Source organism: Pseudomonas sp. Marseille-Q0931 (assembly GCF_940789645.1).
Classification (GTDB): domain Bacteria; phylum Pseudomonadota; class Gammaproteobacteria; order Pseudomonadales; family Pseudomonadaceae; genus Aquipseudomonas.
On sequence record NZ_CALNWT010000001.1, the window covers coordinates 1,084,891 to 1,107,897 of the forward strand.

Sequence of the window (23,007 nt, forward strand, 5' to 3'; positions counted from 1 at the left end):
ACAGACCCATGAATTTCTCGCAATTCTTCATCCAGCGGCCGATCTTCGCCGCCGTGCTGTCGCTGCTGATCCTGATCGGCGGTGCCATCTCGCTGTTCCAGCTGCCCATCAGCGAGTACCCGGAAGTGGTGCCGCCGACCGTAGTGGTGCGCGCCAACTTCCCCGGCGCCAACCCCAAGGTGATCGGTGAAACCGTCGCCTCACCGCTGGAACAGGCCATCGTCGGTGTCGAAGGCATGCTCTACATGTCGTCGCAGTCGACCAACGACGGCAAGCTGACCCTGACCGTGACCTTCGCCCTCGGCACCGACCTGGACAACGCCCAGGTGCAGGTGCAGAACCGCGTCACCCGCACCATGCCGACCCTGCCCACCGAAGTGCAGCGCCTTGGCGTGACCGTGGACAAGGCCTCCCCGGACCTGACCATGGTGGTGCACCTGACCTCGCCGGACCAGCGCTACGACATGCTCTACCTGTCCAACTACGCCGCGCTCAACGTCAAGGACGAGCTGGCGCGCCTGGACGGTGTCGGCGACGTGCAACTGTTCGGCATGGGCAACTACTCGCTGCGCGTGTGGCTCGACCCGAACAAGGTAGCCTCGCGCGGGCTTACCGCCACCGATGTGGTCAACGCCATTCGTGAGCAGAACCGCCAGGTCGCCGCTGGCGCCCTCGGCGCGCCACCGGCCGATGCCGGCAACAGCTTCCAGCTGTCGATCAACACCCAGGGCCGCCTGGTCACCGAGGAAGAGTTCGAGAACATCATCATCCGCGTCGGCGACAACGGCGAGATCACCCGCCTGCGTGATATCGCGCGGGTCGAGTTGGGCTCCAACCAGTACGCCCTGCGCTCGTTGCTGAACAACCAGCCAGCTGTGGCCATGCCGGTATTCCAGCGCCCCGGCTCCAACGCCATCGCGCTTTCCGACTCGGTGCGCGAGCGCATGGCCGAGCTCAAGCAGAGCTTCCCACAGGGCATGGACTACGAAATCGTCTATGACCCGACCATCTTCGTCCGCGGCTCCATCGAGGCGGTGGTGCACACCCTGCTCGAAGCCATCGTGCTGGTGGTGTTGGTGGTGATCCTGTTCCTGCAGACCTGGCGCGCGTCGATCATCCCGCTGGCCGCCGTGCCGGTATCGCTGATCGGTACCTTCGCGGTAATGCACCTGTTCGGCTTCTCGCTCAATGCCCTTTCGCTGTTCGGCCTGGTGCTGGCCATCGGTATCGTGGTGGACGACGCCATCGTCGTGGTGGAGAACGTCGAGCGCAATATCGCCCTGGGCAAGACGCCGGTGGAAGCCACACGCCAGGCCATGAAGGAAGTGACCGGCCCCATCGTCGCCACCGCCCTGGTGCTGTGCGCGGTATTCGTGCCGACCGCGTTCATCTCCGGCCTCACCGGGCAGTTCTACCAGCAGTTCGCACTGACCATCGCGATTTCCACGGTGATTTCCGCGGTCAACTCGCTGACCCTGTCGCCAGCCCTGTCGGCCATCCTGCTCAAGGACCATCACGCGCCGAAGGACCGCTTCTCGCGTGTGCTCGACAAACTCTTCGGGGGCTGGCTGTTCGGCCCGTTCAACCGCATGTTCGACCGCGCCAGTAGTGGCTACGTCGGCACCGTGCGCCGCGTCCTGCGCGGCAGCAGCATCGCCATGCTGGTCTACGGCGGCCTGCTGGCACTCGGTTATCTGGGCTTTTCCAGCACCCCGACCGGCTTCGTACCGCAGCAGGACAAGCAGTACCTGGTGGCCTTCGCCCAACTGCCGGACGCCGCAACGCTGGATCGTACCGAATCGGTGATCAAGCGCATGAGCGAGATCGCCGGCAAATATCCGGGCGTGGAAAACACCGTGGCGTTCCCGGGCCTGTCGATCAACGGGTTCACCAACAGTCCCAACAGCGGCATCGTGTTCGTTGCACTGAAGGACTTCGACCAGCGCAAGGACGATCACCTGTCCGCCAACGCCATTGCCGCGGAACTCAACGGCCAGTTCGGAGAGATTCAGGACGCCTATATCGCCATCTTCCCGCCACCACCGGTACAGGGCCTGGGCACCATCGGCGGCTTCCGCCTGCAGGTTCAGGACCGTGGCAACCTGGGCTACGAAGAGCTGTATACGCAGACCCAGAACATTCTGGGCAAGGCCCGCCAGTTGCCGGAGCTGAACCCGATGTCGGTGTTCACCAGCTATCAGGTCAACGTGCCGCAGGTCGATGCCGCCATCGACCGTGAAAAGGCCAAGACCCATGGCGTAGCCATCAGCGACATCTTCGACACCCTGCAGGTGTACCTGGGCTCGCTGTATGCCAACGACTTCAACCGCTTCGGCCGCACCTACCAGGTCAACGTCCAGGCTGACCAGCAGTTCCGCCTGGAGCCGGAGCAAATCGGCCAGCTCAAGGTGCGCAACAACCGTGGCGAGATGGTACCGCTGTCGACCTTCGTCAAGGTCGATGACAGCGCAGGCCCGGATCGGGTGATGCACTACAACGGCTTCCTCACTGCCGAGATCAACGGTGCCGCCGCGCCGGGCTACAGCTCGGGCCAGGCCGAAGCCGCCATCGCCAAGCTGCTGGAAGAAGAACTGCCAATCGGTATGACCTACGAGTGGACCGACCTGACCTACCAGCAGATTCTCGCCGGCAATACCGCGATCTTCATCTTCCCGCTCTGCGTGCTGCTGGCCTTCCTCGTGCTGGCTGCCCAGTACGAAAGCTGGAGTCTGCCGCTGGCGGTGATCCTGATCGTACCGACCGTACTGCTCGCCGCCATCACCGGCGTGATCATGGCCGGCATCGACAACAACATCTTCACCCAGATCGGCCTGATCGTACTGGTGGGCCTGGCCTGCAAGAACGCCATCCTGCTGGTGGAGTTCGCCAAGGACAAACAGGAAGAAGGCATGGATCGCGTCGCTGCCGTACTGGAAGCCTGCCGCCTGCGTCTGCGTCCGATCCTGATGACCTCCATCGCCTTCATCATGGGCGTGGTGCCGCTGGTGCTCTCCTCCGGTGCCGGCGCCGAGATGCGTCATGCCATGGGCGTGGCGGTGTTCTCCGGGATGATCGGCGTGACCTTCTTCGGCCTGCTGCTGACGCCGGTGTTCTATGTCCTGATCCGTGGCTTCGTGGAAAAACGCGAAGCCCGCAAAGCCGCCCGCCTGCAGGAGTCGCATGCATGAAAGCCTTTGTTCCCGCTCTCCTGACCCTGGCGCTATCGGCCTGCGCCGTTGGCCCGGACTACCGAGCACCTGCTACCGAACCCGCGCGCATCGCCGCGCTGGAGGCGGCTGACTACGACCGCAGCCGGTTCGAAGCTGCCTGGTGGCAACAGTTCGACGACCCGACGCTGAACCAGCTGGTGCAGCGTTCGCTGCAGGACAACCGCGAGCTGCGCGTGGCGTTCAACCGCCTGCGTGCGGCACGTGCCATTCGCGATGACGTGGCCAATGACCGCCTGCCCACCGTCACCAGCCGCGCCAGCGGTGAATTCGGCAAGGCGCAGCAGCCGCCGGTCAGCGAAGAGCGTATCCGTCAGGAGCGCTATGACCTGGGCCTGGACATGGCCTGGGAGCTGGACCTGTTCGGTCGCATCCAGCGCCAGCTGGAAGCCAGCGAGGCGCGCATCGAAGTGGCCGAGGCCGACTACTACCAGTTGCAGGTCAGCCTGATCGCCGAACTGGTCGACGCCTACGGCACCCTGCGCGGCGCGCAACTACGTGAAAGCATCGCCCGCGAGAACCTGAAGAACCAGCAGGACTCGCGCGCCATCACCGAGCAGTTACGCGATGCCGGTGTCGGCACCGAGCTCGATGTGTTGCGCGCCGATGCCCGACTGGCGGCAACCGAAGCCAGCCTGCCGCAATTGCAGGCGCAACAGGTGCGCGCGCAGAACCGCATCGCCACCCTGCTCGGCCAGCGCCCGGAACAACTGCAGATCGACCTGTCGCCCAAACCCCTGCCGGTGATCGCCAAGGCGCTGCCGATCGGCAATCCGGGCGAACTGCTGCGCCGTCGCCCGGATATCCAGGCGGCCGAGCGGCAGTTGGCGGCAGCCACTGCGGAGGTTGGCGTGGCGACGGCGGATCTGTTCCCGCGAGTCAGCCTCTCCGGTTTTCTCGGCTTCACCGCTGGTCGTGGCTCGCAACTGGGCGCCTCGGCAGCCCGCGCCTGGGGCGTAGCACCGAGCATCAGCTGGGCGGCCTTCGACCTGAGTAGCGTGCGCGCCCGTCTGCGCGGCGCCGAAGCCGAGGCCGACGGCGCCCTGGCGCAGTACGAACAGCAGGTATTACTGGCGCTGGAAGAATCGGAAAACGCCTTCAGCGATTACGCCAAGCGCCAGCAGCGCCTGGTTTCCCTGGTACGCCAGGCCGAAGCCAGCCGCGCTGCTGCCGATCAGGCCGCGATTCGCTATCGCGAAGGTACGGTGGACTTTCTCGTCCTGCTCGATGCCGAGCGCGAGCGCCTGGCCGCCGAAGATGCGCAAGCGTCCGCCGAGACCGAGCTGTACAGCGGCATTGTCGCGATCTACAAGGCGCTCGGCGGTGGTTGGCAACCGCAGGCCTGAAACGTCTCTCCCCGGTCGGCAGCCTTGCCGACCTTTCCTCAGCCCCAGGGTGGATGCTCTGGGGCTTTTTTATGCCTGCCCGTCACACACCACGCGATTGCGGCCTTGGCTCTTGGCCCGATACAGCGCCGCATCGGCCCGTTGCAGCAGCGTCTGCGCCGAACTGCCGGCATCGCCCTGCATCGAAGCAATGCCGACGCTGATGCTGACGTGGCCCAACGGCGAACGCTCGTGCGGCAACGCCAGTGCTTCGACCGCCCTCACCAGTTTCTCCGCCATGCTCTGCGCCCCGGCAAGCCCGGTAGAAGGTGCGAGAAAGACGAACTCCTCACCGCCATAGCGCGCCACCAGGTCGGTGGAGCGGCTGATGGTCGCGGCCAGGGTTTGCGCAACGTGCTGCAGACAGCTATCGCCAGCCGGGTGGCCGTAATGGTCGTTGTAGGCCTTGAACCAGTCGACATCCAGCACGGCCAGGGCCAGCGGCTCGCCGACACGCTGAGCGCGCTTGCACTCCCTGGCCAGCACCTCGTCGAAATGCCGGCGGTTGGCGATGCCTGTCAGGGCGTCGGTCAGGCTGAGGGTTTCCAGTCGGCTATTGAGTACCTGCAGCGCTTCGGTGCGCTCGGCCACGCGGTGTTCCAGTTCGCGCTCGGAGCGCTGCAGGGTTTCCACCAGGTGTTCCTGGGCCTGCAGCAACGCCGCCTGCGCCTGCAGTTTTTCCTGACGCATGACATTGATACGGTCAGCCAGGGCGAAGGCCAGCAATAGCATCTCCAGCGACGAGCCGAGCTGCAGGCCGTCCACCGTGAAGGCGTTGGTCGGCAACAGGCCCATGGCACGCAGGCTGGTGGTGGCGCCCCCCAAAATCAGCAGGCCGAAGGCCGCGAGAAAGAAGTAAGCGCTGCGCTGACGTTTGAGGGCGCAGGCCACGCCTACGCCGAGCATCACGAAGGCAGTGAGCAGATTGACCACGATGGCCACGCGTGAAACCTGCGGCAAGGCAATGGCGTAGATCAATGGCGAAACCAGATACAGCGCCACCAACGCCAGCAACCAGCGGTCCATCCGCGGCAACAGGCGTGCGGTCGGCAACATGCTGCGCATGAACAGCAACATCCCACTCAACGCCAGCGATGCGCCTGAGTAATAGGCCACGTTGGAGTTGAGCGGCAGACCGAACAACGTCCAGTCCGGCGCCATGCCATTCTTGATCGTCAGGGTGCAGACGGCGCACAGCACGAAGGTCACATACAGCAGATAGATGCGCTCGCGCAGGGCGATGAACAGCATCAGGTTGAACAGGATCATCGCAACGGCGATGCCCATATAACCGGCTCGCGCCATGTAGTCTTCGCGCTCGTAGGCATGGAACGCCTGCGCCGACCAGAGCTGCAACGGCACCAGTAGACCGATGCTCGACTCGACCCGCAGGTACACCACCTGCTGCGAGTGCGCCGACAGGTGCAGCGGGAAGACGAAGTTGCGATTGTCGTAGGCCTTGCCGCTCTGCGGGCGATCAGCCCCGGTGAACCAGGCCCGATAGCCACCCTGCCCGTCCGGTACGTAGGCATCGACCAGGGAGATACGCGGGTTGTCGACCGCCAACAGGCGCGTCAGCGACTGGTCGCTGGAGTTGCCGACTTCAAGACGAAACCAGTAGGCCGAATGGGTAAAGCCCAGCGCAAACGAGGCGCTGTCGACCGGCTGATGATGAAAGTGCTCAGCCATATCGACAGAGCTAACGACCTCGAAAGTCAGGGTGCGAGTAGAATCTTCCAGCATTGCCACATGAGCGGTCAGTGATACGGGATCCTGCTCCAGCTGCGCAGCGTCGATAGAGCCAGCCGCGGCCCCTGCCTGCAGCGGGAGCAGCAACAAGCCCAGCATGAGCCAGAAATAGAACCGGAAGCGGCGATGGCGATTCATGGAAAGGTATCGGCTGGGACGCGGACGAGCCCCAGCTCAGGCGATGACAGGGAGCCAGAGTCTACAAGACAATGGCCGAACAGCGACAACCAAGTCGCGATCCATGGTGCCAATATCATGCACTCACAGACCATCAACGCCCTCGCCCTCCTGCGCCACCACCTGGGCGATACGCTATTGGCCGTGCACCTGTTCGGCTCCGCTGTCGCTGGCGGCCTAAGGCCAGGAAGCGATATCGACCTGCTGGTCACCGTCAGCACGTCGCTGAGCGACGAGACGCGCCAGGCCCTGATGACGGACCTGCTGCGGTTGTCGGCCTGGCCGGCCACCGTTTACCTGCGCCCTCTGGAGGTGACGGTACTGGTACATGACGCCGTGCGCCCCTGGCGCTACCGACCGATGCGCGAACTGCAGTTCGGCGAATGGCTGCGCGACGATCTGCAGGCGGGTCGCTTTGAGCCCGCCATGGCCGATCATGACCTGGCCATCCTCCTGAGCCAGGTGCGCCTGCACGGTATCAGCCTGCTCGGCCCACCGGCTGCCGAACTGTTCGAACCGGTGCCCGAGGCGGACATGTTTCGCGCACTGCACGACACCGCAGCGCAATGGAACGGGCCGGACGACTGGCTGGGCGATGAGTGCAACGTGATACTGGCCCTGGCGCGCATCTGGCTGACGCTGAGCAGCGGCGAGATCGCCGCCAAGGACGTTGCCGCCAACTGGCTGCTCGAGCGCTTACCCCAGGCACACCGGCCGCTGCTGGAAACTGCGCGAGACGTTTATCTGGGGCAGGCGCGGGATGACCTGGCCCAGCGACCGCAGGCACTGGCCGACTTCGTCGGTTATGCGCGGCGCCAAATCGAACGGCTGCACCGTCAGTCGCCCAGTCGACGGACTTGCTCATGATGGAGAAGCCAATGACAGCCGACCAGATCGCCGCATTCTGTCTCGCCCTGCCCGGCGCTCGCGAAGACCTCAAGTGGGGCAGCAACCGGGTGTTCTCGGTGGCGGGCAACAAGATGTTCGCCATCCTCGACTTCCTCGGCGAAGACCTGGCCTTCAAGGTCGATGACGATCTGTTTCTTGGCTATGTCGACCGCCCGGGCGTGCGCCCTGCGCCCTATCTGGCCCGCGCTCGCTGGATCAGCATGAGCGCCCGGCAGTTGCCGCTGGGCGACGACGAGCTGCGCCAGTTGCTGACTCGCTCGCATCAACTGGTGGTACGCAGGCTGCCCAAACGCCTGCGACCCGGCCTGCTACTGGACGAATAAGGGGATGTGGCGGGCGATGTAGGCGCCATCGAGCAACAGCAGGTCGATCCAGAATATCTGATGTGCAGCGACGATCAGCCAGAAAACCGTCTGATAGGACGCCTTGCGTGTCTTGTGCCTGAAGGCCTGTTGGGCAATCAGAGCGCCCGGCCAACCACCGGCCAGCTCCACCAGATGCAAGGTGTTTTCCGCTGTGCGGCGGCCACCGTTTTGGGCGCTGCGTTTGTCCAGCCAGTACTGCACGAAGCTCAGCAGACTGGCCAGCAGATAAAGCGGCAATATCCACCCGAGGCCCTTGCCTGATAGCTGCAGTGCGCCCAGCAGTGGCAAGGCGCACAGCAAAGCGAGCATCACCGCTTTGCCGGAGAAGTTCTGGATAGAACCCTTAGCCACTGCCTTGTGCGCGGATCTGGCGGACGTCTTTCGCGCTACCGAAGCGGCCGGGCTGGGACTTTTCGGCGTGCGCCGGATCGCCTGGCGGTCGAGGCTCAACTCGCCGGTCAGGCGCAGGTGTTCGGCGCGCGGCCGGCCACGCGGGTCGCGCCCTTCGATGAACAGTACGTCATCCCCCGGCTGCGGGCGCCGGTCGCCACGCATCACCGAGATATGCGCGAAAACCTCTGCCCCGCCGTTTTCCGGCTGAATGAAACCGAAGCCCTTGGCGTCGTCCCAGCTTTTCAGGCGCCCCTTGCGCTCGTTGCCGATTACGGCTGCGCCGTGCTCCAGTCGATCAGGTGCAGCTGCCAGGTAGCGAGAATCACCAGGCCAAAAGCGATGCGATACCAGGCGAACACCGCATAACTGTGGCTGGTAATGAACTTGAGCAGTGCACGCACGGTGATCATCGCCACGATAAAGGTGCTGACGAAGCCGATGGCGAAAATCGGCAGGTCGCTCATCTGCAGAATGTCGCGGTACTTGAACAACGAATAGACCGTGGCTGCGACCATGGTCGGCATGGCCAGGAAGAACGAAAACTCGGTCGCGGCCTTGCGCGACAGACCGAATACCAGACCGCCAATGATGGTCGCACCCGAGCGCGATGTGCCCGGAATCAGCGCCAGGCACTGGGCGAAGCCCACCTTCAAAGCCAGTTTCCAGTTCATGTCGTCGACCGTGTCGGCCTGGATCTTGTGATCACGCTTCTCCGCCCAGAGCATGATGATGCCGCCAATGATCAGCGCCATGGCGACGGTGATCGGATTGAACAGCCAGTGCTCGATCAGGTCGGCGAAGGCCAGACCGAAGATGACCGCCGGAATGAACGCCAGAAACAGATTGAAGCTGAAGCGTTGGGCCTTCGGGTCACTGGGTAAGCCGACCACCACTGCCAGCACCTTCGCCCGGAACTCCCATATGACCGCCAGAATGGCGCCGAGCTGGATGATGATCTTGAACGCTGTCGCGGTTTCGCCGTTGAAGCCAAGCAGATCACCCACCACGATCAGATGCCCGGTGCTGGAAATCGGCAAGAACTCGGTCAGGCCTTCCACGATGCCCAGAATCAGGGCCTGAAAGGCCGCCCAGATATCCATCAAATCCCCCAAAGCGCGGCGACTCACCTGCGCGTAAAACTAGAACGTGGAACATAGATCCCGCCGTGGGACACAAACCCGCCGCGGAGGTTCCTCGCGTAGGTCTAGCTCGGTGCTTGCTCAGGTTCTGTACCGAACGGCCGAAATGCTATCAGACAACTAGAGTGAATAATGCGGCGATGTGACAGTATTGCCTCGCGCACTCTTGAGTTGCCCTGAAGCCGACAATTACAACAATCAGGTATTCGTCCATGAACAGCTTACGCAGCCTTCCCATCAGCCGCCGCCTGTGGCTGATCCTGGCACTGGCCATCCTGACCCTGGTCCTGCAGGGCGCCTACATGCTGCGCCAGATCCACACCGACCTGTATTTCGGCAAATCGGAAAAGACCGAACATGTGGTGCAGAGCGCTGCCGGCATCCTCAAGCACTTCCATGGTCTGGAAAGTGCCGGCAGCCTTAGCCGAGAAGAAGCGCAGAAACAGGCCATGGAAGTGATACGCGGCTTGCGCTACGACGGCCAGGAGTACTTCTGGATCAACGACCAGACCCCGGTCATGCTCATGCACCCGATGAATGCCAAGCTCGAGGGCCAGAACCTTTCCGGCTTCAAGGACCCTGACGGCAAGGCACTGTTCAACGAGATGGTCGCCATCACCCGCAGCCAGGGCGCCGGCCAGGTCGACTACCGCTGGCCGAAGCCAGGCGCCAGCGACCCCGTCCCGAAGATTTCCTACGTTGAGCTGTTCCAGCCCTGGGGCTGGATCATCGGCTCCGGCGTATATGTCGACGACGTGCAGGCGGAATTCAGGACCCAGGCGTTGAAGGCCATGAGCATCGGCCTGCTGATCGCCCTCCTCCTCGCCGCTCTGGTGGTGCTGATCACCCGCAGCATCGTGCGGCCGCTACAAGCTGCGGTTGAGGCAATGGCCAACATCGCCAGCGGGGAAGGCGATTTGACCCGCAACCTCGACACCCACGGCCGCGACGAGCTCACCTCGCTGGCAACCTATTTCAATGCCTTTACCGACAAGTTGCGCCACGTCATCCGGCAGATGCTCGACTCGGCAGGTTCGCTGGACCAGGCCGCACGCAGCCTCGGCGATATTTCCAGTGAGGCGCAGCGCCACAGCCAGCAGCAGGCGCAGCAGATGGAACTGGTGGCTACCGCTGTCAACCAGGTGACCTACGGCGTGCAGGACGTAGCGAAGAACGCCGAACACGCCTCCGGTGAAATGCACACGGCCGAGGAACAGGCCAGCCAGGGGCAGCGGAACATCGAAGCGAGCCTGCGCCAGATCGACCAGCTCTCGGGCACCATCGACAAGGCCGTCGAGGTGATCCAGTCGCTGGCCAGCGAGAGCACGCAGATCGGCAGCGTACTGGAAGTGATCCGATCCATCGCCGAGCAGACCAACTTGCTTGCCCTCAACGCCGCCATCGAGGCGGCACGCGCAGGCGAACAGGGCCGCGGGTTCGCCGTAGTCGCCGATGAGGTGCGGCTGCTGGCGCAACGTACCCAGCAGTCCACGGCCGAAATCCAGGGCATGATCGAACGCCTGCAAGGCAACTCGGAGGCCGCGGTCAAGGTGATCCATGACAGCAGCCGCGCTTCCCAGTTGACCGTGGAACAGGCCAGCCAGGCCGGTGAAAGCCTTGCCCAGATCGCCCAGTCGCTGCGCAACCTGACCGGGCTCAACGCCTCGATCGCCAGTGCCACTCTGGAGCAGTCGCACGTGGTGGAAGACATCAACCAGAACGTCACGCAGACGGCGGCGCTGGCTCACAACACAGCCGAAGCCGCCGAACAGTCGAGTGCGGCCAGTCAGCACCTCAAGCAACTGGCCGACCAGCTCAACCGCCTGCTCGGGCAATTCCGTGTATGAGGCAGGCATGAGCAGCATGCAACATCAGGAGGTCGATTTCAGTCGGCCGCAGAACCAGGACCTGGTCTGGGACCTGGACAGCATGGCCCGCCGCGAACTGGCCGAGCGCTTCATCAAGCTGTTCGAGAACCGCCTGTGCGTCTATTCCGAGTCGGTGGGGCAGCTGTACACCAACTACAGCTTGCATTTCCCCAGCGATCTCGGGCGCAAGATGGTGGTGCTGCCTAACCCTTATGCGTTCCACGACACCCTGCACGGCATCGACAGCCAGGCCATTCGCAAGACGGGCCTGTGCGTGCTGCCGGGCAAGGTGCTGGGCAAACCCGGGCTGTTGCTCAGCACCCAGATCAGGGATGGCGGGCCGGCGCCCAAGACCATGCCATTCAAACCGGCACTGGCGCAGATCATCAGCAACCAGAAGAAAATCGGCGATCTGTTCCTACCCGTGCTGATGAAGGGCGATCTGCGCGAGTTCGACCAGCAAATGCCCTACATTCACCTGCACCGCCTGCAACTGGCGCGTCTGGAACGATTGTCGAGCTTCGAACGCGACGACATCCAGCAGACCATCACGCGCAAGCTGCTGATGCTCTACCGGCAGGCCGACAGCCTGGTGTGCTGAGCCCTCCACATCAGTACAATCGCTACCCTTTCCCCGCTTGAGGACGCCGCATGTCCTGGCTCGAACTCATTGCTGCCGGGCTCGGCATCGTCGCGGTCTGGCTAACCGTCCGGCAGAACCCCTGGTGCTGGCCCATCGGCCTGGTCATGGTGCTGCTCTACGCCTGGCTGTTCTACGACTGGCGGCTGTATTCCAACCTGCTTCTGCAGTTGCTGTTCGCTGCACTGCAGCTCTACGGCTGGTGGCAATGGACCCGAGGCGGTGAGCGTCATGATGGGCGCAAGGTCAGCCGCCTGGGACTCCCCGCAGTTGCCGCCGGCCTGCTGATCGGCGCGCTCGGCGCCTGGCTGCTCGGCTATCTGATGGCCACCTACACAGACGCCAGCTCGCCCTGGCTGGATTCGGCACTGACCGCCTTCAGCCTGGTCGCGCAGTTATGGATGGCGCAAAAACGCCTGCAATGCTGGCTGCTTTGGGTGGTCGTGGACCTCTGCTACGTGGCGTTCTTCCTGTATAGCGAGCTGTATCTCACCGCTGCTCTCTACGCCGCCTTCACCGCCCTGGCCGTCAGCGGCTGGCTGAGCTGGCGCCGCGATCCGGCCCTGCAGTACGCATCATGAAAGTACTGGTGCTGACGGGGCCGGAGTCCAGCGGCAAGAGCTGGCTGGCAGAAGAAATACAGACGCGCTTCGGTGGCGTGGTGGTCGGCGAATATGTGCGCCACTTCATCGACGAGCAGCAGCGCGATACCTGCTATGCCGATATCGCCGAGATCGCCCGCGGGCAATTGACTTGGGAGGATGCCGCGCGAGCAGCCAGCCCCCCGCTGCTGATTCTCGACACGCACCTGTTGAGCAACATGCTGTGGAGCCAATTTCTGTTCGGCAATTGCCCAGGTTGGCTGGAAATCGAGCTGCTTGCACGTCACTACGATCAGCATCTGCTGCTCGACCCAGCGGGCGTGCCCTGGGTCGAGGATGGCCAGCGCTGCCAGCCGCAACTGGCTGAGCGCCAGACTTTTCATCAGGCCTGTCGGGACTGGCTGCTGAAACACGACCAGCCCTTCAGCGAGCTGTCCGGCAGTTGGCGCGAACGGCGCGAGGCAGCGCTTGAGCAGGTCGCAGCGCTGCTCGGTTCAACTGACCAGCACGCTGGCCCAGGCCACTAGCAGGCTCAGGCACACCACCAGCGTCAACGGCGTGCGTAGTGCCGGATACCATTGCGGTGCCAGCCCGACGCGTACTGCGTGCATATCGGCCAGGTACAGACCGATGAAGGCGAACAGGAAGATCAGCAGCGATACCCCCATCGGCAGTCCGCCAGCCAGGGCGGCCCACCCCAGCATAGGCGGAATCACCGAGAGCCCCAGCTGCAGCTTGGCATTCTCGTCGGTCTCTTCCGCGCGCATCGCCAAGCCCCAGTGAATGGCACCCATGAAGGCCAGGATCACTGCCGAGAAATCCAGCAAGGCATCCAGCACGAAGGGTCGCCAGCCCAAGGGAATCACCCAGATGCCCAGCGCGCCGCCGAGGAATGGCAGCAGCCCGGCATAACCCAGCAACACGGCCAGTTTCGGCGGCTTAGCGGCGTCGAACGGGTGCATGTAAATCTCCTTGGCGATAGGTTTGCCAGGCACCTTAGCAGTGTTTCTGGGGCGTTACAGCATGCGCTTCAGCGCAGACGATGCTTGTGCAACAGGCGATAGAAAGTCGGCCGCGAGATCCCCAGCGTGCGCGCCGCCTGACTCATGTTGTGCGTGTAACGCCCCAACACGTCGCTCAGCGCCTGGCGCTCGGCCCGCAGGATGTAGTCCTCGAGTGTCACCGGGCAGGCGGTGTCGGCCTGTACCGACTGCAAGCCCAGGTCTTCGGCCTGGATCTGCCGCCCCTGCGCCAGTACCAGGGCGCGAATCACGCGATTGCGCAGTTCGCTTACGTTGCCCGGCCAGCCGTGACAGAGCATGGCATCGATCGCATCCTCGCTGAAAGGCCGCTTCTGGGGGCCGACCAACTCGCCATGCTGTTTGGCGAAATGCTCGGCAAGCAGCAACAGATCGCCAGGCTGCTCACGCAGATTCGGCGTGTGCAGTCGCTGCGTCGCCAGCAGATGAAACAGGTCACGGCTGAAGCGTCTTTGCTGCACAGCCTGCATCAGCTCTCCACCATCGAGGGTCACCAGCGAGGCCCGAGGATGGACCAGCAGGTAACCCAGCAAGCGCTGCTGCGCGGCATCGGGCAATTGTGCGGCGTGTTCGAGCAGGACGGTGGTAGTACTCGATGCAGCCACGACGGCCTCATCGAAGCACTCGGCGCAATTCACCAGGCGCACGGCCTGTGCCCGGCGGGTGCTGCGCTGATGGAACAAGTGCGCCAGCAGATGTTTGCCGCTGCCCCGCTCGCCGCTGACGAGCAGCGGGCCGTCGACACGACTCAGGCACTCCATGTGCTTGCGCAAGCTTCGCGCCGTGCCGCTATTGCCCAGAAACTGAGATGATTGCCGCCCGGCTGTAAGCCTGCGCAAGCGCGTGGCTGCCTGCGCCTGCTGCAAAACCTCCATTAGGCGTGGAATTTCCACCGGTAGCGACAGCACTGCGAAGAACCAGTCCCCAACGAGCACTTCGCTGTCGATTGGCTTCAGGCGCTGGGCATTCAGCAGTGCCACGCACGACAGCCCTGTTCGTTGCAGGTGTTGGAGTAATGCGTGCCCAGGTTGCTGGTCGAGGTGAAGCAGAAGCGCATCACCTCCATCGGCTGTAAAGGTCTCTGCCGGACCACGCTGCAAGGTCCAGCCAGCCGCCCGCAAAGGCTCAAGCAACGTCTCGCATGCAGCGAAAGGTTCGAGCACCAATAAACGCCGGGATACTACGGATACAGCCTGCATACTCCATCCTTGGCGCCATTATTTTGTAATCCCAATAAAAACAATGCTTTGGCGCACACAAGTGTAACGCTAGCAAGAACTTTGACGCTTAATGGATCATTTATCTATAAGCCTTGTTCCTGTGGGTTATTGCGCAGTTTTCATGATCATCGCGATGGCACCTTGCCAACAGCCTGCAGTATTGGCATAACGAGCCAATTAATAAGAACGCCACAAGGATGTTCCGATGCGTCTGCTCCGCCGTGTTTTCAAACTCGTTATCTTGCTGGCGTTGATCGGTCTGGCGGTGGTGTTGTACTACGTGGCCAACCCCAACCTGCCGACCTACCAGCAGCCAGACGAGTTGCATTATCTGCAGCAGTGGAGCGAGGAGCAGCGCCAGACTTACTACTACACACCGCAAGGCACCACGGTAAAAGGCCTGCGCTACGACTGGTTCACTGCGCTGGAAATGCCCTTCGGCACGGAAAAGTTCGCCCGTCTCGATTACCTGGCCCGCTTCGGCTTTCTCACCGATCCCAGGCAGCAGCCAAGTGCACTCAACCCCGGCAACCTGCCCGTCGGCTTCGCCAGGCATCAGGACAGCGAGAGCGGCGAGCACTTTCTCGATATCAGCTGCGCTGCCTGCCATACCGGTGAGCTGCGCTACCAGGGCCAGGCCGTGCGCATCGATGGCGGCGCCGCCCTGCATTCGCTGGCATCCACCGTACCCACCCTGCGCGGCGGTGGCTTCGGCCAGGCGCTGGGCATGAGCATGGCCTTCACTTACTACAACCCGCTGAAATTCCGTCGCTTCGCCCATCAAGTGCTGGGCAACCAGTACGAGCAAGGCCGTGATCAGTTGCGCGAGGAATTCAAACAGGTGCTCGACCGCCTGCTGGCGACTGCATTCAACGACTGGCATCGTGGCCTTTACCCGACCGAGGAAGGCTTTGGTCGTACCGATGCATTCGGCCGTATCGCCAACACCGTATTTGGCGACGACCTTGACGACCGCAACTACCGCATCGCCGATGCCCCGGTGAGCTACCCACATCTCTGGGACATCTGGAAGTTCGACTGGGTGCAATGGAATGGCTCGGCCATGCAACCGATGGCGCGCAACGTCGGCGAGGCCCTTGGCGTCGGCGCCAGCCTGCACCTGCTCGACGAGCACGGCAAAGGCGTCGCCGAGGCCGATCGCTACGCCTCCAGCGTGCGCCTGCACGACCTGTACACCCTCGAGGAAACCTTGAAACGGCTACAGCCACCGAAATGGCCACAAGCCATATTCGGCACGGTGGATTTGCCCCTGGCCAGTCGCGGCAAGGCCCTCTACAGCGAAAACTGCGCCTACTGCCACGCTGCCGATCCCAAACCGCGGGATGAGCGTCTGGCGCCATCACGCGATCCCGAGTGGAAAATGCGCGTGGTGCCGGTCAGCATCGTCGGTACCGATCCAACCACTGCCGACAATATCGCCGATCATCGTTTCGACATCAGCCGCCTGGGCTGGACCAAGGCCGAACTGTCGAAGCTTGACGTAAAGCTATACGGCGCCAGCCTCGACGATGTGGATTTCAAGAGCATTTCCAGTGCCAAGGCCCTTGCCTACATCACCGCCTATGTGGAAAACCGCGCCTATCAGGACGCCGGCATCGGGCCGCGCCAGCGCCAGGAAATGGATGGCTACGGCCTGCCCATCGGCGTTCAGGAAAAGCGCGGCTATAAGGCGCGCCCACTGGACGGCATCTGGGCCACCCCGCCGTTCCTGCATAACGGTTCGGTGCCCAATCTATTCGAGCTGCTCTCCCCCGTTTACGAACGACAAGCCAAGTTCTGGGTCGGCAACTTCGAATACGACCCGGTACGCGTGGGCTATCGCAGCGAAGAGTTCGAGGGCGGCTTCCTGCTCGACACCAGGGTCACCGGCAATGGCAACGGCGGTCATGAGTTTCGCGACGGCTGCCGCCAGGAAGGCGTGATCGGCCGCGCCCTGTCGCCGGACGAGCGTCTGGCGCTGATCGAATACCTCAAGGTGCTCGGCAATGCCGAACTGGAAACCCAGCTCAGCGATGTGCCGGTACGCCCCTGGACGCCCGGCCCGAGCTGCGAAGGCTGATTTCAACCGATACCTAGAACAAGGATTGCAACGATGTTGAAACGCTTGTGGCTCTGGCTCGGTCGCCTGCTCGGCAAACTGCTGCTCACCGTCGCGCTGCTCGGCCTGGTTGGCTGGGGATTGGGCGAGGCCTATTACGCCTGGAAATTCTCCGGCCCGGTTTCCACTGAAGAAGAAATCGCTCCGGATGAAGCCGCCCTGAGCCGGCTGATCATCGAAGATGCGGTGCGCATCGTCGAGCAGCATCGTGACAATACCCGCGTGCTGCGCGATGCCCATGCCAAGGCACACGGCTGCGTCAGGGCAGAGATGCAGGTGCTGGATACGCTGGACGAATCATTGCGCCAAGGCGTGTTCAGTAAGCCAGGGCATACCTGGCAAGCCTGGATGCGCCTGTCCAACGGCAACGCCTATCCGCAATTCGACCGCGCCCGCGATGCCCGCGGCATGGCCATCAAGCTGCTCGACGTACCGGGTGAGAAACTCATGAAGAGCCCGGCACATGCTGGCGAGCAGGATTTCGTGATGTTCAATCACCCTGCTTTCTTCGTCCGCGACGTGGCGGAATACCGCAGCAACTTCGCCGCCCAGGCCGACGGCAAGAAGGCCCTGGCGTTCTTTCCCAGCTGGGACCCGCGCACCTGGGAAATACGCCACCTGATCATCGCCCTGAAAACCCTGGCGCCTGCACCGGAAAGCCCGGTGGCTACCACCTACAATTCCATTGCACCGTTCAAGCTCGGCGAGCTGAACATCAAGTACCGAGTCATACCGTCTGCGCAGAACTGCCCACCCTATGAACTGCCGGAACAGAACACCGACTTACCCAACTTCCTGCGCAATGCGCTTTACCAGCAACTGTCACTGGATCGCGCACCGGCGTGCTTCGAACTTCAGGTGCAAAAACAGAACGCGCAGCACTACATGCCCATCGAAGATCCGACAGTGGAATGGAACGAAAAGATATCGCCCTTTGAAAGCGTCGCGCGTATTACCGTGCAGCCGCAGGACTTCGACAGCCGCGACCAAAATCTCTTCTGCGACAATTTGTCCTTCAACCCCTGGCATGCGTTACCCGAACACCGTCCTATCGGCGGCATAAACCGTTTGCGCAAGTCGGTATATGAAGCCGTAAGCGCCTACCGCCATCAGCGCAACGCCCCAGCCCCCGCTGCGCCTGAGCCGCAGGCGATCGCAGAGGAAGCGCAGGAGGAACTTTCACAGTAGAAAGTTGTAATCGCCGAGACGCCAGAAGTTTTTTACCGAGGCACTTCGCACAGCAATAAAACTTTTTTCAGCGATGTGTGACTTATGGGTTCGCTCAGTTCATCAACAGCAATGTAAGGCCAACAAGCTGGCCGCAATTAATTGTTGGGATCAACTCGGAGAAACCGAACCCATGAACACACCGCTGCGTTTCAACGAAGCCTTGCTGATTGCCGATCGTGCCTTTCGCCCGTTCCAGTGCGTGGCTTGGGCTCCGCAGGACGGCACCGGCATCATCAACATCAGCGTCGTCGACCGCACCAGCACCCGCCTGCTAGGTCGCCAGCTGTCCTGCGCCACCTACAGCGACCCGCAACAGCTGGAAGATGCGCTGCAGCACTCCCGTGATGAGCTGCGCAGCCAGGGTTTCGACCTGGCACCGTGGAGCATGCCGGAGTAAGTCTTTTTCGGGGCGCCTTGTGCGCCCCGACACTCTGTACGGAAAGCACGCTTGGCCCCGTTGCGTTTGGCCCTGGAGGGACTGCAGACTGCTGCAATCACCCACTGTGCCGAGCCTAGCGCCATGCTTGAACTACGCCCCAACTGCGAGAATTGCGACTGCGATCTGCCGGCAGCCAGTTCCGACGCACTGATCTGCTCCTTCGAGTGCACGTTCTGTCGTTCCTGCGCCGAGACGGCCCTTGGGCTACGCTGCCCGAACTGCGGCGGCGAACTGGTGAAGCGGCCGATCCGCCCTGCGGAAAAACTCGAACGCTTTCCTGCTTCCAGCAAACGCGTACACAAGGCCTGAAATGAAAAAGGGGCGACCTCTCGGTCGCCCCTTTTCATGTGCAAAGCGCCTATCAGTAGTAGGCGTTTTCGCGATTGCTGTGGTCGGTCACGTCACGCACACCCTTGAGTTCGGGAATACGCTCGAGAAGGGTTTTCTCGATGCCTTCCTTGAGGGTGTAGTCTGCCTGACCACAACCCTGGCAACCACCACCGAACTGCAGCACGGCGATGCCTTCGTCGACCACGTCGATCAGCGTCACCTGACCACCGTGACTGGCCAGACCAGGATTGATCTCGGTCTGCAGGTAGTAGTTGATACGTTCGTTCAGCGGGCTGTCCTCATTGACCATCGGCACCTTTGCGTTCGGCGCCTTGATGGTCAGCTGGCCGCCCATGCGATCGGTGGCGTAGTCGACGACAGCGTCTTCCAGGAAAGGCTCGCTGATGCCATCGATCCAGGCAGTGAAACTGGCCAGACCCACGGCGGTGTCTTCAGGCTTCTGCTCACCCGGCTTGCAGTAAGCGATGCAGGTTTCCGCATAAGGCGTACCTGGCTGGGTGATGAAAACGCGGATGCCGATACCCGGGGTGTCCTGCTTGCTCAGCAGCTCGGCCAGGTAGTCTTCGGCAGCTTGGGTAATGGTGATGGCACTCATGGCAACTCCTCACGGTCATGCAGCGGATTGTACGCCAAGTGGCGACCCGAATAAAGTCCTACTAATTTACTCAGGATAAGACTGCAGTCTTCCCCGCTCTGCTCGCTGCCCGACCCAGACTTTGGCGTGAACGACGAAACGCTTTTCGATCAGCTCATAACTGGCCCAGGCCGCCAGGGCGATCACCGGTACGCAGGCCGCGATGACGACCGCAGGCGAGAGATCGAGGCGGGCCTGCAGGTACCAGCCCAGCGACAGGACGATAACGTGCAGCAGGTAGACCGAGTAGGAATAGTCGCCTAGATGGCTCAGCAGCCGATTGCCCTTGAACCACGGCTCCATGGCGATACAGGCAGCGACGATCAACGCGCTCGGCAGCCCCCAGTGCAGCAGGCGCATGGAGCTGTCGAAGTGATAGATGGTCAGCAGCGAAGCCGCGATTACCAGCAGCGGCAGCCAAAATCCCTGGCGAATCCAGCCGCGCTTGTAAAGTACACCCAGGAGCATGCCGAAGATGAACTCGTAGAGGATGCTGTTGCGGTAGAAATCGCTCATCCACGGCTGAGTTGCCAGCAGACTGAAAGCGGCCAGGGCCAGGACGATGAACAGTAGGCGCAGACGCTCAGTGACAATGAAGGCCAGTGCGAACAGCAGGTAGAAGTACATCTCGTAATTCAGCGTCCAACCGACGTTGAGCGTCGGATAGAGGCCAAAGCCGCCAGGATTCTCCGCTGGGATGAAGAGCAGCGAGAGCAATAGATGATGCAGATCGAACTCCTGCACCGGCATCACCGGATTGGCGAAGGCGATGATCAAAGCCGCGATCAACGAGTAGAGCCAGTAGGCGGGGACGATGCGCAGCACACGATTGAGCATGAAGCGCCAGGGCGTGATCGTCTTGCCCCGGGTGGACAGATAGATCACCAACCCGCTGATGACGAAGAAGATGTCGACACCAACCGCGCCCCTTTCAGCAAACAGCCGACCGACGAAACTGTCCGCCTTGAAATTGAAGAACACCTGCATGACATGATGAAACACCACAACCCAGGCCGCCAACGCCCGTAAAGCCTGCACTGAAACCAGCATGAAACCGCCATCGCCCCCTTTTCGCTGTTCGAGCCGGGCTGCCTGAAATCTGGCAACCAAAGGGTCCGACCGCAGCGGTAGAAGAAAGGTCGGCGGAAGCAACAGTGAGCGACAGGTTGTAGGCAGCGCGCAGGCATCGGTCAGCCGCGCGCTGCTTCCAGCGCTCCGCTAGAGGTTCTGGTAGCGGTTCATATCCAGTACCCCCGCCTCCTGCGGCTGGGTTTCACGGATATGCTCGGCCAGATCGTGGAAATAGCGCCAGAACTCGGGATGGCTACGGCGCACGCCCCAGCGCTCGACGATACGCTCGAAGGATTTTGCGTCGCGCACGCCCTCCATCTGTTTGACGAAGTCATCCACCTCACCGGCTTTCACGTTGAACATAAAGTTCGGATAGCTGCTCAGCACTTCCGGATAGATGGTCAGGGTGTCGAGGCGAGGCTGATAACGCAGCTCCTCACCCAGCATGAAGGCCACGTTGCTGTGCGCGCGGTTGCGCAGCAGGCTGTAGATCTCGCGCGAACCATCGCTCAGCTCCACCCGCAGCATGGTCGCTTCCGGCAACTGATCGATCACCCGCAAGCCCCCTGCCGGACGACTGGCCAGGCGCGACAGTGACTGCTCGGCATGCTGCAGCTCCTTGGGCAGACCATCGCGATAACAGTGCGCGCCCAAGCAGCGGTTGATCGGATCGGGCCGCGCATTGAGCTTGGCATGGCGCTGCAGCAGTTGCTCGGCGAACTGCTTCTTCGGGTCCTTGCCGGTCAGGCCCAGGGCGCTCGGCGAGCGGTGATCGACCGAGGTGTAGTCCAGCAGCATCTTCAGCTTGCCGCTGTTCTGGTACCAGTCGTCCAGGTAGGCCTCACGCGAGCCTGCCGGCAACAGGCGCAAAAAGTTCACCTCGGCACCGTTGCGGATCAGGTCGAAGTACAGGCGCGTCTGCGCCTGATGCGAGACGTTGCCGAACACATCGAAGTTGACCACCAGTTGGTAGTAGGTGCGCTCCAGCAGCGGATAGTCCAGCCACCAGAGGGTTTGCGGCACCTCGCCGAGCAAGCCTTTGCGCACCGAGGCACTGTCGTGCTGGCGGAAGATCGACAGCAACGCATTGTCGTTGCCGCTCCAGATATGCGCCCAGTCAGCCGGCGGCGCATCGGCGTAAGCGTCCTTGCGCAGATTCTCGTAATCATTGCGCTTGTCTCGGTAGTTACGCCACAGACCCAGCAGATCGCCGATCTCATCGACCTGGCCGGGCATGACCAAAAGCGGCGTGGCTTCACGTTGAAATTCGGCATCGGTGATGTAGAGATCGTGCTCCGGCGCCTGGAACAACGCCCAGAAGTTGTCACGAATCACGTCGGTGGCGATCTGCCCGCGGCACACCGGGCCTCGGATAAAGGTGCGCACGAAGTATTCGGCGTTATCCAGCATGAACTGATAACGCGCCTGCGCCGGAATCGCAGCGAAGGTTTCGAACGGATTGGCGCGGCGCTGCGCGCCATAGCCCGGCACCGCGTCGAGCGTCCACTCTTCGCCGAAGAATAGCGCCTTGACCCGTGCCAGTTTGTCCTCGCCCAACGGATAGGTGATGTGCGTCTTGTGCACGATCACGCCCTGGATCGGCCACAGACGATAGTAGAACTCGGTGCCCGGATCATCGTTCGGGCGGCGCGTGGCGATGGGGTCGATGGGTTTGCCGCTCGGGGTGCGCGAGCGAACCATTTGGAAAAAGTGCCCGGGCTCGCCACCCTCGAAGTGCAGATGCGCCAGGAACAGGTGCTCGTAAAGCCAGCGTGAGACCAGGTCCTGTCGCGCACCGGGGGCGTTGAGGAAATTTTCCCACTGCTGCACCTGGCGCAACTCGACCGCGCTGGGCTTGAGCGCTTGCTCGGCCACTGGCGCGCCCTGCGCCAGCCACTGCTCCAGGGTGGCGTATTCGTCATCGTTCAGGCCGGTCACCGCGAACGGCATGCCGCCATGGGGATTTTTCTGCGCATAGGCGGCGAACTCGCCCGGCAGTGGGCAACTGTTGCTGCGGGTGATGGCGATATCGAGGTCGTCAGGGAGCTTGGCGTTGGGTTCGACTGGCTCGCTACGACCCAGCTCCAGCATGCGCTTGATCAGCGCGGCCTGGCCGTTTTCACCGTCAAGCACCGAATGGAAATCGCGCTGACGCCAGGCCGCCTCGCCTTGCGCGTCCAGATACAACCGTGTGGTGGCTTGCGCCTTGGTCCGCGTGCCGTCGTAGACCAGCTGTTTGCTGACGCCACGCAGGACGCCCTCGCCACTGCCGAGGTTGAGCTGGCAAGGTGCGTCGTAGCAGGTATGGCACGCCACGCACTTGTGGGTAAGGATGGGCTGGACGTCATCGATATAGGAGACGGCATCGGCACGGGCCAGGCCGGCTGCGAAGGAAAGAAACAACAGTGCAGCGGGCTTGAACATGACCACGTCCTTTATTGCGAAGCGG

General features: G+C 62.3%; 20 protein-coding genes. 12 read left to right on the top strand and 8 right to left on the bottom strand.

Annotated elements, in window-relative coordinates:
- The first annotated feature begins 8 nt into the window (after nt 1-8).
- Both P3C50_RS05235 and P3C50_RS05240 read left to right on the top strand, forming a co-directional pair.
- Nucleotides 9-3,188, top strand: a complete 3,180-nt coding sequence (locus tag P3C50_RS05235) for an efflux RND transporter permease subunit (protein WP_017360948.1) — start codon at nt 9-11, stop codon at nt 3,186-3,188.
- Complete coding sequence (locus P3C50_RS05240; protein ID WP_275545133.1) at nt 3,185-4,573, top strand: efflux transporter outer membrane subunit; 1,389 nt, start codon at nt 3,185-3,187, stop codon at nt 4,571-4,573. The genes P3C50_RS05235 and P3C50_RS05240 overlap by 4 nt, the downstream gene beginning before the upstream one ends.
- A gap of 69 nt (nt 4,574-4,642) precedes the next feature.
- Here the strand turns inward: P3C50_RS05240 and P3C50_RS05245 are convergent, their stop codons facing one another.
- The gene (locus P3C50_RS05245; RefSeq protein WP_275545134.1) at nt 4,643-6,499 is read right to left on the bottom strand and encodes a diguanylate cyclase; all 1,857 of its coding nucleotides are present in this window, start codon (nt 6,497-6,499) and stop codon (nt 4,643-4,645) included.
- Between the two features lie 117 nt (nt 6,500-6,616).
- Between P3C50_RS05245 and P3C50_RS05250 the strand changes: the two genes are divergently transcribed.
- The gene (locus P3C50_RS05250; RefSeq protein ID WP_275545135.1) at nt 6,617-7,405 is read left to right on the top strand and encodes an AadA family aminoglycoside 3''-O-nucleotidyltransferase; all 789 of its coding nucleotides are present in this window, start codon (nt 6,617-6,619) and stop codon (nt 7,403-7,405) included.
- Nucleotides 7,406-7,416: 11 nt separating this feature from the next.
- Entirely contained in the window at nt 7,417-7,770 is a 354-nt protein-coding gene (locus tag P3C50_RS05255; RefSeq protein ID WP_275545136.1) for an MmcQ/YjbR family DNA-binding protein, read from the top strand.
- Here P3C50_RS05255 and P3C50_RS05260 read toward each other — a convergent pair.
- Nucleotides 7,756-8,496 (bottom strand): DUF1294 domain-containing protein, encoded by a 741-nt coding sequence (locus P3C50_RS05260; protein ID WP_275545344.1) that lies wholly within the window; start codon nt 8,494-8,496, stop codon nt 7,756-7,758. The two genes, P3C50_RS05255 and P3C50_RS05260, sit on opposite strands and share 15 nt — an antisense overlap.
- On the bottom strand, nt 8,475-9,305 hold the full coding sequence (locus P3C50_RS05265; protein ID WP_275545137.1) for an undecaprenyl-diphosphate phosphatase: 831 nt from the start codon (nt 9,303-9,305) through the stop codon (nt 8,475-8,477). Before P3C50_RS05265 ends, P3C50_RS05260 begins: the two co-directional genes overlap by 22 nt.
- Nucleotides 9,306-9,556: 251 nt before the next feature.
- Between P3C50_RS05265 and P3C50_RS05270 the strand changes: the two genes are divergently transcribed.
- The 4 genes from P3C50_RS05270 to P3C50_RS05285 are packed head-to-tail and all read left to right on the top strand — an operon-like array spanning nt 9,557 to nt 12,981.
- Complete coding sequence (locus tag P3C50_RS05270) at nt 9,557-11,191, top strand: methyl-accepting chemotaxis protein (RefSeq protein WP_275545138.1); 1,635 nt, start codon at nt 9,557-9,559, stop codon at nt 11,189-11,191.
- Nucleotides 11,192-11,198: 7 nt separating this feature from the next.
- A complete protein-coding gene (locus P3C50_RS05275; protein ID WP_275545139.1) occupies nt 11,199-11,813 on the top strand; it encodes a hypothetical protein in 615 nt (204 codons plus the stop codon).
- A gap of 50 nt (nt 11,814-11,863) precedes the next feature.
- The gene (pnuC, locus tag P3C50_RS05280; protein WP_275545140.1) at nt 11,864-12,433 is read left to right on the top strand and encodes a nicotinamide riboside transporter PnuC; all 570 of its coding nucleotides are present in this window, start codon (nt 11,864-11,866) and stop codon (nt 12,431-12,433) included.
- The gene (locus tag P3C50_RS05285) at nt 12,430-12,981 is read left to right on the top strand and encodes an AAA family ATPase (RefSeq protein ID WP_275545141.1); all 552 of its coding nucleotides are present in this window, start codon (nt 12,430-12,432) and stop codon (nt 12,979-12,981) included. Before pnuC ends, P3C50_RS05285 begins: the two co-directional genes overlap by 4 nt.
- On the opposite strand, the gene P3C50_RS05290 is transcribed toward P3C50_RS05285, so the two are convergent.
- Complete coding sequence (locus tag P3C50_RS05290) at nt 12,949-13,416, bottom strand: DUF3429 domain-containing protein (RefSeq protein ID WP_275545142.1); 468 nt, start codon at nt 13,414-13,416, stop codon at nt 12,949-12,951. The genes P3C50_RS05285 and P3C50_RS05290 overlap by 33 nt on opposite strands.
- Nucleotides 13,417-13,484: 68 nt before the next feature.
- Nucleotides 13,485-14,474: a sigma-54-dependent transcriptional regulator gene (locus tag P3C50_RS05295; protein ID WP_275545143.1), complete on the bottom strand. Its 990-nt coding sequence runs from the start codon at nt 14,472-14,474 to the stop codon at nt 13,485-13,487.
- Between the two features lie 445 nt (nt 14,475-14,919).
- On the opposite strand from P3C50_RS05295, the gene P3C50_RS05300 reads away from it, so the two are divergent.
- From P3C50_RS05300 to P3C50_RS05315, 4 genes are all read left to right on the top strand, one after another.
- Nucleotides 14,920-16,794, top strand: coding sequence for a di-heme-cytochrome C peroxidase (locus tag P3C50_RS05300; RefSeq protein WP_275545144.1), 1,875 nt, complete (start codon nt 14,920-14,922; stop codon nt 16,792-16,794).
- Nucleotides 16,795-16,827: 33 nt separating this feature from the next.
- The gene (locus P3C50_RS05305; RefSeq protein WP_275545145.1) at nt 16,828-18,021 is read left to right on the top strand and encodes a catalase family protein; all 1,194 of its coding nucleotides are present in this window, start codon (nt 16,828-16,830) and stop codon (nt 18,019-18,021) included.
- 172 nt (nt 18,022-18,193) lie between these two features.
- The gene (locus P3C50_RS05310; protein ID WP_275545146.1) at nt 18,194-18,460 is read left to right on the top strand and encodes a hypothetical protein; all 267 of its coding nucleotides are present in this window, start codon (nt 18,194-18,196) and stop codon (nt 18,458-18,460) included.
- 123 nt (nt 18,461-18,583) lie between these two features.
- Nucleotides 18,584-18,811 (top strand): DUF1272 domain-containing protein, encoded by a 228-nt coding sequence (locus P3C50_RS05315; RefSeq protein WP_275545147.1) that lies wholly within the window; start codon nt 18,584-18,586, stop codon nt 18,809-18,811.
- Between the two features lie 52 nt (nt 18,812-18,863).
- Here the strand turns inward: P3C50_RS05315 and nfuA are convergent, their stop codons facing one another.
- From nfuA to P3C50_RS05330, 3 genes are all read right to left on the bottom strand, one after another.
- On the bottom strand, nt 18,864-19,448 hold the full coding sequence (gene nfuA / locus P3C50_RS05320) for a Fe-S biogenesis protein NfuA (RefSeq protein ID WP_197855744.1): 585 nt from the start codon (nt 19,446-19,448) through the stop codon (nt 18,864-18,866).
- 66 nt (nt 19,449-19,514) lie between these two features.
- Nucleotides 19,515-20,537 (bottom strand): acyltransferase family protein, encoded by a 1,023-nt coding sequence (locus P3C50_RS05325; protein WP_275545148.1) that lies wholly within the window; start codon nt 20,535-20,537, stop codon nt 19,515-19,517.
- A gap of 168 nt (nt 20,538-20,705) precedes the next feature.
- Nucleotides 20,706-22,982, bottom strand: a complete 2,277-nt coding sequence (locus P3C50_RS05330; RefSeq protein WP_275545149.1) for a fatty acid cis/trans isomerase — start codon at nt 22,980-22,982, stop codon at nt 20,706-20,708.
- Between the last annotated feature and the right edge of the window lie 25 nt (nt 22,983-23,007).